Source organism: Sphingobacterium ginsenosidimutans (assembly GCF_039536865.1).
In the GTDB taxonomy this organism is placed as follows: Bacteria; Bacteroidota; Bacteroidia; order Sphingobacteriales; family Sphingobacteriaceae; genus Sphingobacterium; species Sphingobacterium detergens.
Map to the genome: position 1 here is coordinate 15959 of NZ_BAAAZK010000002.1, position 13447 is coordinate 29405.

Sequence of the window (13447 nt, forward strand, 5' to 3'; positions counted from 1 at the left end):
CTATTTTATCGTCCTATAATAAAAAATGTCACAAATAACACAAACGATATGAAAAGACTTTTATTCGCAGCTTTAATTGGAACCGCAGCCTTGGTTTCATTCTCTTCTTGTACAAAGGAGTATATTACACAAGAGGCTATTAATCCTGGCAGGTCATTTATTTATACGGTTAAACCCAATGAATGGTCATCCGATAATAATAAAAGGATAATACATAAGATAAACCTACCGGAACTTACTAAATATTATATTGATCAAGGAAATGTTTCTGTTCATATGAGCTTAAATAAAGAAGCTTCATACAAAATATTACCGGCTTCGTTTGCATTCAATGATGGCAGAGAAACCAATCCCGTCAGCTTCCATATTGACTATAAAGTCGGAGAAGTTTCAATAATAGGAGAAGATCCTACTAATGAATTTACAATTAATCCGCCTACTCAAGACATAATTGTAAAAATTATCATATCAGAAACTGATTTCGTAGAGTAAATAAAAATAAAACCTCAGAATAAATATTCTGAGGTTTTATTTTTTTTGCCCTTCTCTAGTACGGCAGGCCATCCAACCCAATTACTCCCCTTTCAACAACAACTCAGCATGCTCTACCGCAGCATCTGTCGGGTTTGTTCCACTCAGCATCTGTGCGATCTCTTTTACCCTTCCGGATTGATCCAAACGAACGATATTTGATATGGTACGATTGGTGTTATCTTCTTTGTATACTTTAAAGTGCGCTGCCCCTTTTGAAGCAATTTGTGGCAAATGCGAGATGGCAATCACCTGCATATTTTCGGCTAGATTTTCCATGACCTCACCCACACGTAATGCAACCTCACCCGAAATTCCAGTATCGATCTCATCAAAAACAATCGTTGGTAAAGCCGAAGTTTTAGCAACCAGCGACTTTATCGCCAGCATCACACGAGAAAGTTCTCCCCCTGAAGCTACACGATGGATAGATTGCAATGCCTGCCCCTTATTGGCCGAAAATAGAAACTGAATGGTATCTATTCCAGATTCACGCATCTCGCCTTCTTTTAATGGCTCTAATACAATCTGAAGCATCGCATTTGACATACCGACATTCGACAGGGTATTTTGCACGTCCTTGGCAATCCTATCCAGCACTAATTTGCGCGCTTCCGATAGTTCCTTCGCATTCCGCAATGCAATCGCTAACTTCTGCACAACCTCAGCTTCCAGTCGCTCCAATTGTTCATCGGAGGAATTGATAGCGATTAGCTTTGTCTCCAGATCATCTCTAAGCTGAATGAGTTCCTCAACAGAATCAACATGATGCTTTTTCTGTAATGAATAAAGTAAGCTCAATCGTTCATTAATCTCCAATAAAGTTCCTTCATCCAATTGTGTATCTTCTTCAAGTGAGGCCAACTCGGCAGCCACATCTTTCAGCTCAATCAAGGTACTTTTCAACCGCACAGAGAGATCAGACGCTTCGGGCAAAAAAGAAGATATACCCTCAACTTGTGTCATTGTATCTTTCAATTGCGTCAATATTGCCGTATCTTCGTTTTCCAACAAATGCGAAGCAGCATTTAGGGCCCGTTTGATATCCTCTGCATTTTCCAATTGACGCTGCTGCTGTTCGAGTGTCCCCTGTTCATCAGCAATCAGTTTCGCTCCATCCAGCTCATCAAACTGAAATTGAAAATAATCCAATTCTATCGCTGCCTTCTTTACCGTCTCTTTCAGTTCCTCCAATTCCCGCTTTGCCTTTTTATAGGCAGCATAGCTTTCTTTGTAGTTCTGTTTCAATACAAATGAACCAGCAACACTATCAACAACCAGAAATTGAAATTCCTCCGTATTGACCTGCAAAGTCGCGTGCTGCGAATGTACATCGATCAATTGCTCGCCCAATTGCTTTAGTATCGCCAATGTAACTGGCGAATCATTGACAAAAGCACGGGATTTACCATCTGGCGTTATTTCCCTTCTGATAATCGTATGATCCGCATAATCTAAATCATTCTGCTCAAAGAAGTTATTTAATTGATAAGCTCCAATGTTAAACTCTCCTTCGATCACGCATTTTTTTGATGGATCAAAAAAATGTTTTCCCTCTGCTCTGTTACCCAAAATCAGGGAAAGTGCTCCCATAATAATGGATTTACCCGCTCCAGTCTCCCCAGTAATCATATTCAAGCCACTATCAAATTGGATTTCCAATACATTGATCAGGGCATAATTCTTAATATGTAAGGTATCTAGCATATTCTTGAAGGTCTATTTTACAGTTGAGAGGAAAACCGTTCCTCATCCGGATTAATCGTATCTTTTATGATCCTTTCTTTAGTAGGTAATTTACCTAAAACTCAGCCGATTTCAATGCATTTTGTTTCAAAAAAATATTGCACCGGTTTCGAACACTGTCTTCTTGAATTTTATTTAACGGCACTAAATACTAAAAATAATATCAAAATTCCAAATAAAAACTAAATATTATAGTTAAAAACACCTTTTTCATAAACGATTTATAGTGCTTTCATTTGTAAATGTCACTTCAAATCCATCATATTGATCGTACCAGGATGAACCAACCACAGCGAATTACCCCGCAGATTCCCTGCGGATAAACACGATCTTTTGACAATAAAATGTTTGCCAGTGACAAAATAATGTCCTCCGATTATTATGTGAGCATGAATAAATCACTATTTTTACGGCATGCAAGATTACAGTGCAACCCTCAAAAAATACATGCCCGAAGAAGCAGCTCCTATTATATCCAATTGGATAAATCACACCGCATGCTTATTTAAAATTTCCCGGTCCAGAAGCACCAAACTGGGGGATTATCGTGCTCCGTTTAAGGGTAGTCCACATCGTATCTCGGTCAATCATGACCTGAATCCTTATTCCTTTCTGATCACGACCATACACGAATTTGCACATCTTCAGACCTGGAATAAGCATCAACACCGCGTAAAACCACATGGGACTGAATGGAAGAAACACTTTAAGGAGTTGATGGATCCTTTTTTAAAACTCAGTATCTTCCCAACCGATGTCAATAATGCGATACACAGTTATATGGAAAATCCAGCGGCATCGAGCTGTACCGATCTTCATCTCTTTCGGACATTGAAGGCCTATGACAAGGCCAAAAGCAATGCACTCACAGTAGAAGCATTAGAAGATGGACATTTTTTTAAATTAAAGAACGGAAGGTCTTTTCAGCGAATTGAGAAAATACGAAAACGCTATAAATGTATGGAGTTAACCAGCAAACGCATGTACCTTTTCAACCCAATTGCAGAGGTATTTCTGCTAGAACAATGATTTTTAACAAATACATTCATTATATTTTTATCTTTGCTAACTTAGGAAACAATTAAAGAGAGCTTTTATGTTACACTTACACTCGACAATAGCAATTGTCTTATTGCTAGCCCTGGTGATATCTATTGTGATCACCTTAATGAACTATTTAGGCAACAAACCTTACAACCGTAAAATTGCCTTATTAGGTTTTATCGTATCGCATATCCAATTATTAGTGGGATTGATCTTATACTTTTATTTGAAGTATCCATCGATGATCTCTGGCGCCGTGATGAAAGATCCAACATTGCGTTTAAAAATCATTGAGCACCCTTTAACGATGATCATTGCCATTGTATTGATTACCATCGGTTACTCAAAAGCTAAAAAGATGGAAAACTCGAGAAAAGCAAATCAAACTGTTGTGATTTTTTACATCATCGGTTTAATTTTAATGCTAGCTCGTATTCCATGGGGTACCTGGTCATTATTTGCATAGTCTATACAGCATTCATAGCGAAAAGGCATCAATTAAATAATTGATGCCCTTTTTTGGCCTATCAAATAAATAATTACCCCGCAATAGTTTACCCGCTTTCTCTTTGATGGCACTCTTTTCCATGCTGCCCTTTTCTGTTTGGGGTAAAATTTCACTTGTATGTGAACTTACTTTACTCTTATCAACTTCCTATTAAAACATCACATATAGGCACAAAAAAGCCCCAGTAAAAACTGAGGCTTTCCAATATCATTAAATGACTTTTAATTAGTCACGATTTTTTCCAAATCCCAAAATCCCGAAAACAGTTTTAAATGCAATAAGCGTACCTATGATCAATGAGATATTTGCTATCGCAGAGAACAAAAATGTTTGTTGTCCCATTGCAGTACATACATCCGGTACAAAACGGATAAATGTGCCTATTAAACCTAAAGCGATAGCTACTACCAATGTTTTGTAGTAATGAGTTTGATTCGCATTATTATCAGTTGTCTTTGGAGCTCTTGGTTGTACAGTTTCTGCCATTTCTATTTCGATTTTATTCGATACAAATGTACAAAATATTCTATGTTTGAAAAATAAAATTGAAAAAACCAGCAAGGATCTAAATCATACAGGAAAAACACAGAAAATGCTGTCAAAATTTTCAATCAATATTCAGCCTAAAATCTAGCAAAGCGGCATATTTTTCGCAGTTACTTCTTTTTTCTCGGGTTGCAAATAATAGTACTCATCGCTCTTAAAGATACGGAAGCACTAAAGGCAGTTGAAAATGCTATTAAATTGGACCCCAATGACAAAATAAATAAAAATATTGCATCCATTGTGCGGGATGTCATAGCAGGAAAACGTCAAAGGCCAACTTTTGAAGATGCAGTAAGGTAGAATAAAATCTCAGTGATCTACTCAACTCCACCTTTGCTTACATAACTATCCAGTTCTTTATTTAACTCGTCCAGCAACTGCTTTTCGGTAGGCAAATAAAGTTCGTATTGACTGGCAACGATCTGTTTTTGTTCTTCGGGAAGGGTAAATTTCACGACCGCATCATTTTTACTTGCGCAAAGTAAAATACCAATCGTGGGATGCTCATGTGGGAGCTTTTCAATACGATCGTAGTAATTGACATACATTTGCAATTGACCTATATCCTGATGCGTTAATTTATGTGTCTTGATTTCAATAATCACAAAGCTTTGCAATAGACGATTGTAAAAAACTAAATCAACAAAGAACTCATCGCCTTCAATATGTATACGTTTTTGGCGGGCAACAAAGGAAAAGCCATTCCCTAATTCCAGCAAAAACTCCTGCAGATGGGTGATAATAGCGCCTTCAAGGTCTTTTTCATAATACGCACTCTCTCGCTTTAAACCTAAAAACTCGAGTACCATTGGATCTTTGATGATCTCCTTCGCATCGGAAGGCATCTTTTCTCTTTTTGCAACAGCCAACACACTTTCTTTATCGTTACTAAGTAATAGGCGTTCATATAGACTGGTATTGATCTGCCGCTCAAGCTGTCGGACAGTCCAGTTATTCTTTATGGTTTCGGCGACATAAAATTCTCGCTGTTCCTCGCTATTAAGACTTAAAAGTAGCTTGTATTGACTCCAACTCAATTGTGTCCACAGTGTAGACACAATTGGAAAGGTGCGATAAAACTGGCGGTACCAATTCAACTGTCTAGCGGAAAAACCACTACCAAACTCAGGTTGCAGCTCCTCTGAAAGATATTTTATGATGTATTTCCCATAATCAGCCCTATCCTTACCTTGTTGCTCCTCTTCGAAAATACGTTTGCCGATATGCCAATACATCAATGTACGCTGATGATCTACCACACGAATAGCATCATCTCTAGATTTGGAAATAATCGCCTTTATGTCCGATATTAAAGTTTGATCTGATAACATAATTATTTATTTAATTGGTATTACTTCTGCAAGTGAATAGTACAAAGATAGCTAAACACAAATTAAAATACTAATTATTTTAGTAAAAATGCATTTTCAAATACTTTTTATTAAACCTCATAATCCGCCTTAAAAACCTATTAAACGACATCTAACAGACGCATAGCTCCCAGTTCTCCCTCCGCCAGACACATCAAATAAGTCAATCGTTTCCTTAGATAATCATACATGGAATAAATCTTCATTATTTTTAAAAAAAATTGACACTTTTTGATTGGATTATAAATATTAGCGTTTAAATCATAGCTTTAGTAAGACTTTTCTCAATTCTCAAATGACAGATCTTAGGTTAAAATATCCCATCGTTCTTATCCATGGTACAGCTGCCAGAGATAACAGTTTGTTTTGGGGAAGAATTCCAAAGGCTTTTAGAGACAACAACATTCTGTTTTATTACGGAAAAACAGATGGCTGGGCTAATGTTGCCAATAACGCACAGCTATTAAAAGCAAATCTGTTGAGGCTTGTAGAAACAACGGGGACTAAAAAATTTAACCTGATCGCCCATTCCAAGGGCGGAATAGACGCTAGGCACTTTATTTCAGCACTAGGTGGACATGAAATAGTCGCATCGCTAAGTACGCTATCAACACCACATTTGGGCACACCAATAGCAGACTATTTAATGGAAAAACATCTATCTGGAGGCTCCATTACAAAAAAACTTGTACAACGGATTTCATTCTTACTTGGTGGCCAATCGCCTAATCCGACGGAATTGATACGGAATCTAAGCATAAAAGAAATGCATGCTTTCAATCAGTCCAACCCCAATATGGAAAATGTATATTATCAGAGCTTTGCATCAACAATGAATACCGCTCAGGACGATTTGCTATATGCTCTAACCTTTAAATACCTAACACGGGTAGCTGGTGAGAATGACGGAATGATACCACTTCAAAATGCCGTTTGGGGTGATCGGTTTGAACACATACGTGCGCAAAAAGGTATTTCGCATGCTGCTATAACCGATATAATGCGTAGAAATATCGGAAATTTGCATATACCCCAATTTTATCTGGATATTGTTAGCGGATTAAAAGGATTGGGCTTATAGTCTGCTAGAACAATAGCCACTAACCTGTCCTACCAATATTTAAAGAAATAACTATAAATTTGTAAAAAAGCCATATTTAAAATTTAAATTAACAAAACGTATGAAAGTAAGTTATCTCGCACTGTTTCTGTTCTTAATCGCTCACAAAGTAATAGGCCAAACTAAGGTCGATAGTATTCCCTTTGTCGCCTACTGGCAGAATGGAGACTCTTATAATTTTAAGGTCACAAAATTAAAACAACAGTGGCAAGACGACAAACTTATAAAAAATGATTCTGCTACTTTTCAAGCAAACTTTACCGTTTTGGATTCCTCTGAAACTGGATATAGAATCAAATGGGCTTATGATATAGATTGGTCAAAATTTTCCTTTGCAGACAGTTCTACCTCAGAATTAATCAAAAATATAGCAAAAGATATGGTTATGGAAGCAACATATAAAACGGATGAAGTCGGTCAATATAGGGGTCTGGAGAACTTTGAAGAAATTAAAAACAAAATGCTAAACATATTTGATAAGATATCCGAGCATTTCGAGAAATCAGGCAAGATGCCCCCAGAACAATCAAAAAAAATGAATCAGGCCCTTCTAAAACTGTTCAGTTCAAAGGAATTGATCGAACAAATGGTTGCCGAAGATATCCTCCTATTTCATAGTCCATTCGGAATAATCTATCCAGTTCGCGATACATTGCTTTATACAGGAGAAATGCAAAATCCATTTGGCAATACCCCAATTCCTGCGCGTATATCAATGTTTACGGATGATCTGGATTTAGATAATAGTTTTTGCGTAATTTCCCAAATAACAACTATAAATCCAACAGATGCAAAAAAATATTTGCTGGCTTTACTACCTCAATTGGGCATCCCAGCAAATGAAATAAAAAAAATGGCCCAAACATCCACACTTGATATCTCTGATAAAAAACATTTTGAATACTGGTACAACCCTGGAGTTCCTTACTTTATCGAAGCCAGTAAACAAGCAATTCTACATTTAGGCGAAGAAAAGCTTAAACGTATTGATATCACGAGAATTCAGTACAATGATTGAAAAAGATTTTGCTAGATATTTATAACGGTATAAATACAAATACCGTTTTGGATAAAATAAAAATGTGATGCGGCAAAATTTATTTTTGTCCAAAAAAAAGTGTATCTTAATCATAAATCACAGCCACATGAAACGCTTATATATCCTATTTAGTTTTGCCCTGTTATTCTCTTCGATATTGACAGTAAAAGCTGCTATTTCTTCCGACAAAAATTATTCAAAGCAGTTGACTGATACGCTTTCTAATCATATCAGAGAGCAGATCATAAAATCCGTCATTTCGAATGGTTTAGATCTAAACGTCATCAAAAATGATTTAACGATTAGTGATAATAAAGGAATTCACACAACCGTATCAAAAGATATATTTGGAAATTTAGAAATTGGTGACAATAAAGGAAATCGCAAAACCGTATCAAAAGATATATTCGGAAATTTAGAAATAAGTGACAACAAAGGTAATCGTACAACGATATCAAAAGATATATTCGGAAATTTAGAAATAAGTGACAACAAAGGTAATCGCAAAACGGTGTCAAAAGATATTTTTGACAATTTAGAAATAAGTGACAATAAAGGTAATCGTACAACGGTATCAAAAGATATTTTTGACAATTTAGAAATAAGTGACAATAAAGGTAATCGTACAACGGTATCAAAAGATATTTTCGATAATTTAGAAATAAGTGACAACAAAGGTAATCGTACAACGGTATCAAAAGATATTTTCGATAATTTAGAAATAAGTGACAATAAAGGCAATCGTACAACGGTATCAAAAGATATTTTCGATAATTTAGAAATAAGTGACAACAAAGGTAATCGTACAACGGTATCAAAAGATATATTTGGAAACTATAACGCTAGCGACAATAAAGGAAATAGAGCCTCGATTGAAAAAGATATTTTTGGACAAATAATTATTGATGACCCAAAAGGAATCTTAAAAACGGTAAAAAGTCAACTGATTCAAGAATTAATGAAAAAATAAATGATGTTATTATCGGATTTACCAAAATATGGACAGAAATTTTCTGCAAAACCAATATAACAGTCAAATAAGAATTATCAGGAAAATCATTAAATCCTGGAATTTAATTCCTGGTGCACCATCGGATGAATTTGATCCATTAGCGCATAAATTATTAAAACACTTATCAGAGCGTGCCTATAGTACGAAAATCAGTGAGATTATCGCGAGCGATCTTGTTATAAGATATGGCTTTCTCAACCATGAAATAGATCCAGAATCATTTGCCAATGAAATCATGGATTGGTGGTATGATTAGATTATTCATTAATTGGATGAACTGGTATATTTGAACTTTAACTAGAATTTGATAGCATTTAACCACCTAATTTCTGACAATAGAAATAATATCCAGACTGGGAGATGAGAATTTTATTTATTTGGACATGTATGCTAGGGCTGTTCGCTTGTAATAGCCCTAAATCCCAATCTTACAAAATTCCTTTAGAAGAGATCGAAGGAATGTTTTCAAAAATGAAAGCAAATGGAGTATATACAGATACAATATTGCTTTGGGGGTATTTTTTCACCTCAGATAGAAAAGATCATTTCGATCAAATCGCCAAAGAACTTAAAAAACAGAATTTTGAATTTGTAGAAATTTTTCAGGCTGATGATAAAAGCTATTGGCTGCATCTGGAACGACAAGAGATCCACAATGCAAAAAGCTTATTCGAACTAGACAAAGAACTCTATAAAATAGCTGATAAATATAAAACCACTTATGACGGTTTCGATATCGGAAATATAAACAAAGGTCAACCAATACAACGGGATACCTACGTAGTACCCGAAGAATTTAAAACTATTGATAATTCAAAAGACGATCTTCCTTATTTGCTGGTTGGAAATACGGCTTTTGATAGATTTCCTCATAAGGCAGAATTTTGCAACTTTGTAAAAGTAACGACAGTTTTTGTAAGCAACGCGTCAAAGACAATGTTGCCAACGAATGAGGAACTTAATGAATTAGACCAATTTGAGCATACTATTGAAATGTACCTAAAAGAAAATAATATCAAATATTACTATGTTTTTCGAGATACACACAGTGGTATAAGGAATTTTTATATTGTAACAAACGACAAAATAGGTGCGACAAAAGTATTCAACAGCATAAAGGATTCAAAAAAAATAAGAGAATTTAACTATAAAATTTCAACGGACAAAAACTGGGACTTATATCATGATTTCAGAAAGAAAATCCAAGATGAATAAACGTCCTCAAACTACGAAAGTGACATCAGAAAGTCGCGACTTCTTCTAACAGAGGTTGCCAGTCAAAACCGAATGGCATAGCGATCAGCTTCCCGCCCGGTGTTAAAATATACTTGCTTGGATACCCCCTGACTTTAAAGTTTTTTTCCACCTGACCATCTGACATCAGCACCGGTATAATGTAATTGTTTTTAGCAAGAAAGTTTTTCACTTTGTCTGCAGCATCATTACATGCAATACTCATAAAACCAATTTTGTCCGACTTCAATTTATCAGTTTTCAAGTGCTCATAAAAACTATTGAGTTTAGGCATCTCTGCGACACAGGGGCCGCACCAAGTTCCCCAAAAGTCAACCAATGTCCATTTACCTTTCAGGTCAGCCTTTGCAATTTTACTGTTCTCCAGATTCCCCAAAGCAAAATCTGGTGCATCGGGTAATTGTGGAATGACCTTCTGAATGAAAAACTCACTGAATTTCTGTTCTGGATAATAATGCTGGTAAAAATCACGTAACCCCTTATAGCTTGTTCCCTGAACGGTCAAAAACTCATCGATATATTTCTGTAAAGCGACATCTTTCTTACCGCCCGCGGCCAATTCTGTAAGATAATCTTCCGAATAGCTTTTCTTAGATTTCAAAAATATAATATCGTAAGACGAGTTATACGCAGTCTCCGTCTGATTTTTTGGTGAGTACAGAGCCGCTTTCTCCAAATAGTTCAAGGCGTCTTCCTTATTGCTTTTGCTGGTCATTTGGTAGGCCAAATAGTTAGCTGTAGCAAGATGTGCACGGGTTATATTTCGATGCTCGGTCTTATCGGCATTATAAAGCACTGTTAATCTTGAAATAATATCCTTTAGCAATTGGTGGGTATAGTCCGGATCTACAGAAACCAAACGCTGATAGGCCAGTAGCGCATATCTCCCTACGTTTCCATTGATCCAATAAGCATCGTTAAGGTTCATTAACTCTTCAAGCAATTTTTTAGCTTGTGACAGATCATCTGCCTGTTGTATAATCCGTTGCCCCAAAATCATCGGATAGGTATATTGCTTCTCAATTTCGGAAAAATGATTTATTAATAAATCGGCTTGTTCATCAGAAGACAACACTCCTGTGGCAGCTGGACGCCCCAGCTGTTGATATAAAACATTCTGAATCCAATTATATCGTTTTTCGTTGTCTAATAGCGGTATTACGATTATAAATTTATCCCTTGAAATGGCTCCATTGTAGAGAAAGTTTGAAAGATGATGTGTACCCGAAAGCAAGTTGACCGGCACATCGTTCAAACTCAGATCATATAATTTATAGTTTTGAATCTGCTGAAGCAGATCTAACTTTTTCTTTACGAATGTCCTATTATTCGTAAAAATAGCCTCATTTTTAGTGATGTATTTCATGACCTTCACACTATCAATTGCTTCGTTTGTATAAAGTGCCTTACTAACAAAACTACCCGACAACAACATCTCCGCATAGGTTTGATCGTAAGTACTGGATACATTCGTATCCAACATCTGCATGATAGTGGTCGTGATAAATGAATGATTATCTTGGATATGCTCACTTCTTCGTGAAAACATGATAGGCTGAAGTGTTTTCTTATCAACGACAAGTTCTCCATCCGAAATACCTGATGTATCCCTAAAATCTAGGTACAAATTTTTCTTATCACTTCTAGTTAATTGATAACGTTCGCTTTTGACGAGTATAGGTTCGGATTGGAGTCTCTTTATCAGACCTTTGTCTAGATACTGGTAATTTAGTTTGCTACAAAGGAACCCTGCTCCTACCATAACATTATTCCTTACCATCTCTGTGATATCGTCTGATAACTGCCAGTCCCTGGCCTTTAACAGGATCTCTTTTCTAAGTGAAGAAGTATCAACAATGGTCTCTTGATGCTGAAAATTGAATCGAATAGGCTGTTGTAAGTTCATCAAAATATCAACCAGTATGCTGGAAGACAAAACATTTTGGTTACTGTCAGGATGAAAACTGGAAAAGAAAAATGGATTACGGGAATCCTTATATTCTACAGCTTTAATCGTTATTTCTGACGGAAAGTCTTTTTTTGAAGCGGATTTGTTAGCAGACAATGTAAAAAAGGTCGATTTGGACTGTATAAGCTTCCCTTCAGACATGGATTCCTCGGTTATCTTATAATTAACGTTCTGTTGGCCGAAACACACTGAATTCAGCAACAGAAATACGAATAATATTCTTCTCATCAAAAAAATAGTTTTACATGGTTATCTCTAAAATTAATAAAAATTCTATGTCGATACAAGATATGCTCCAATTAAAAAATATATAAAGCAAAAGACCATTCAACTATTCTTCAGCTCTTTGGGCGAATAGCCAAAATATTTGGTAAAAGCCGTTGTAAAATGCTGCGGATAGCTATACCGTAATAGCTCGGAAACCTCATTGACGCTGTATCCCCTCTCTTTTAGTAAAATGAAGGCTTTTTCCATTTGCAGTTTGCGCAGATATTGTGCTATCGAACAACCCTCATATTTTTGGAAACCTGCATTGAGCACTTTTATTGACACATTAAATAATTCTTCAATTTCTTTCAACCGAATATTTCCGATTTCTTGCTGCGCAATCCAATTTTTGACCTGTATGATCTTCTCATCATTTGAAAGGCTCGTAACTTTAGGCGCAACCAGTTGATACTCTTCCAGACAGGACAGTATTAATAATAATAACTCGTCAATCTTGATCCTATAAAAACTTGATTTTAAATCACTATGCAGATTGCAACTCAAAAGACTATACAACAACTGTTTAATATCCGCCCGGATTGGTAGGGATTCACGGAACAAGAGCGTGGGTTTATTGATTTTGAGCGAGTCAACGAATCCGGCATACCCCGGAAACTTCCGGTATACCTCTCGTTCAAACCAAGCCTTGTCAAACATGATATCGACACATTTACGGTTCTTTTTATAATGTAACTTGCCATTGACGCGAGGCAGATAAAACAGATTGAAACAATCCTCATGAATTTCAATTGTGGTATCTCCATCAGTATACTTTGAATATCCTTCCAATTCAAACTGTACTTTAAATACACCGTCTTCCAACAAGACAGGCACAGTAACAGGATGACCAACTTCAGCCGAAGAATTAATGATGATAAAGTCGTCATTAATAATAAAACGTTCCTGAATAGGAATATTATAAAAATTTACCTTGAAAAAGCATTCGCTAAAATCATTTTCCTGATACACCATTTTTTGCTTATTCCGCAAATACTTGAGATTATATCGTTCCTTTAGTGGTTTCATGTGCAATTTCTCTTA

At 36.1% G+C, this 13447-nt stretch carries 13 protein-coding genes; 8 read left to right on the plus strand and 5 right to left on the minus strand.

Going from position 1 to position 13447, the window contains the following annotated elements:
• Positions 1-48: 48 nt before the first annotated feature.
• Entirely contained in the window at positions 49-492 is a 444-nt protein-coding gene (locus ABFX33_RS00065) for a hypothetical protein (RefSeq protein ID WP_346083471.1), read from the plus strand.
• 81 nt (positions 493-573) lie between these two features.
• On the opposite strand, the gene recN is transcribed toward ABFX33_RS00065, so the two are convergent.
• Positions 574-2238 carry a DNA repair protein RecN gene (gene recN, locus ABFX33_RS00070; RefSeq protein ID WP_346083473.1) on the minus strand — a complete coding sequence of 555 codons (1665 nt, stop codon included), beginning with the start codon at positions 2236-2238 and terminating at the stop codon, positions 574-576.
• A 453-nt stretch (positions 2239-2691) separates the two neighbouring features.
• On the opposite strand from recN, the gene ABFX33_RS00075 reads away from it, so the two are divergent.
• Positions 2692-3306, plus strand: a complete 615-nt coding sequence (locus ABFX33_RS00075) for a SprT-like domain-containing protein (protein WP_120259977.1) — start codon at positions 2692-2694, stop codon at positions 3304-3306.
• Between the two features lie 67 nt (positions 3307-3373).
• Complete coding sequence (locus ABFX33_RS00080) at positions 3374-3787, plus strand: hypothetical protein (RefSeq protein WP_120259976.1); 414 nt, start codon at positions 3374-3376, stop codon at positions 3785-3787.
• A 267-nt stretch (positions 3788-4054) separates the two neighbouring features.
• On the opposite strand, the gene ABFX33_RS00085 is transcribed toward ABFX33_RS00080, so the two are convergent.
• Complete coding sequence (locus ABFX33_RS00085) at positions 4055-4315, minus strand: hypothetical protein (protein ID WP_077438329.1); 261 nt, start codon at positions 4313-4315, stop codon at positions 4055-4057.
• 377 nt (positions 4316-4692) lie between these two features.
• Entirely contained in the window at positions 4693-5706 is a 1014-nt protein-coding gene (locus ABFX33_RS00090; protein WP_346083475.1) for a PDDEXK nuclease domain-containing protein, read from the minus strand.
• Between the two features lie 334 nt (positions 5707-6040).
• Between ABFX33_RS00090 and ABFX33_RS00095 the strand changes: the two genes are divergently transcribed.
• The 5 genes from ABFX33_RS00095 to ABFX33_RS00115 all read left to right on the plus strand — a co-directional run bounded on the left by ABFX33_RS00095 (position 6041) and on the right by ABFX33_RS00115 (position 10131).
• A complete protein-coding gene (locus ABFX33_RS00095) occupies positions 6041-6826 on the plus strand; it encodes a lipase family alpha/beta hydrolase (RefSeq protein ID WP_346083476.1) in 786 nt (261 codons plus the stop codon).
• 100 nt (positions 6827-6926) lie between these two features.
• Positions 6927-7883, plus strand: coding sequence for a hypothetical protein (locus tag ABFX33_RS00100; protein ID WP_346083477.1), 957 nt, complete (start codon positions 6927-6929; stop codon positions 7881-7883).
• A gap of 127 nt (positions 7884-8010) precedes the next feature.
• Positions 8011-8874, plus strand: a complete 864-nt coding sequence (locus ABFX33_RS00105; protein WP_257092122.1) for a hypothetical protein — start codon at positions 8011-8013, stop codon at positions 8872-8874.
• A gap of 28 nt (positions 8875-8902) precedes the next feature.
• The gene (locus tag ABFX33_RS00110; RefSeq protein WP_257092123.1) at positions 8903-9172 is read left to right on the plus strand and encodes a hypothetical protein; all 270 of its coding nucleotides are present in this window, start codon (positions 8903-8905) and stop codon (positions 9170-9172) included.
• A gap of 104 nt (positions 9173-9276) precedes the next feature.
• On the plus strand, positions 9277-10131 hold the full coding sequence (locus tag ABFX33_RS00115) for a DUF695 domain-containing protein (protein ID WP_346083479.1): 855 nt from the start codon (positions 9277-9279) through the stop codon (positions 10129-10131).
• Positions 10132-10156: 25 nt separating this feature from the next.
• On the opposite strand, the gene ABFX33_RS00120 is transcribed toward ABFX33_RS00115, so the two are convergent.
• Both ABFX33_RS00120 and ABFX33_RS00125 read right to left on the minus strand, forming a co-directional pair.
• Positions 10157-12367: a TlpA family protein disulfide reductase gene (locus ABFX33_RS00120; RefSeq protein WP_346083481.1), complete on the minus strand. Its 2211-nt coding sequence runs from the start codon at positions 12365-12367 to the stop codon at positions 10157-10159.
• Positions 12368-12466: 99 nt separating this feature from the next.
• On the minus strand, positions 12467-13432 hold the full coding sequence (locus tag ABFX33_RS00125) for a helix-turn-helix transcriptional regulator (protein ID WP_257092127.1): 966 nt from the start codon (positions 13430-13432) through the stop codon (positions 12467-12469).
• Positions 13433-13447: the final 15 nt, after the last annotated feature.

Bases quoted from the DNA above. Each gene is read 5' to 3' on its own strand.
- ABFX33_RS00110 (WP_257092123.1), top strand. From the start codon at position 8,903: ATGGACAGAAATTTTCTGCAAAACCAATATAACAGTCAAATAAGAATT.
- ABFX33_RS00090 (WP_346083475.1), bottom strand. From the start codon at position 5,706: ATGTTATCAGATCAAACTTTAATATCGGACATAAAGGCGATTATTTCC.
- ABFX33_RS00100 (WP_346083477.1), top strand. From the start codon at position 6,927: ATGAAAGTAAGTTATCTCGCACTGTTTCTGTTCTTAATCGCTCACAAA.
- recN (WP_346083473.1), bottom strand. From the start codon at position 2,238: ATGCTAGATACCTTACATATTAAGAATTATGCCCTGATCAATGTATTG.
- ABFX33_RS00125 (WP_257092127.1), bottom strand. From the start codon at position 13,432: ATGAAACCACTAAAGGAACGATATAATCTCAAGTATTTGCGGAATAAG.
- ABFX33_RS00120 (WP_346083481.1), bottom strand. From the start codon at position 12,367: ATGAGAAGAATATTATTCGTATTTCTGTTGCTGAATTCAGTGTGTTTC.
- ABFX33_RS00080 (WP_120259976.1), top strand. From the start codon at position 3,374: ATGTTACACTTACACTCGACAATAGCAATTGTCTTATTGCTAGCCCTG.
- ABFX33_RS00075 (WP_120259977.1), top strand. From the start codon at position 2,692: ATGCAAGATTACAGTGCAACCCTCAAAAAATACATGCCCGAAGAAGCA.
- ABFX33_RS00085 (WP_077438329.1), bottom strand. From the start codon at position 4,315: ATGGCAGAAACTGTACAACCAAGAGCTCCAAAGACAACTGATAATAAT.
- ABFX33_RS00105 (WP_257092122.1), top strand. From the start codon at position 8,011: ATGAAACGCTTATATATCCTATTTAGTTTTGCCCTGTTATTCTCTTCG.
- ABFX33_RS00095 (WP_346083476.1), top strand. From the start codon at position 6,041: ATGACAGATCTTAGGTTAAAATATCCCATCGTTCTTATCCATGGTACA.
- ABFX33_RS00065 (WP_346083471.1), top strand. From the start codon at position 49: ATGAAAAGACTTTTATTCGCAGCTTTAATTGGAACCGCAGCCTTGGTT.
- ABFX33_RS00115 (WP_346083479.1), top strand. From the start codon at position 9,277: ATGAGAATTTTATTTATTTGGACATGTATGCTAGGGCTGTTCGCTTGT.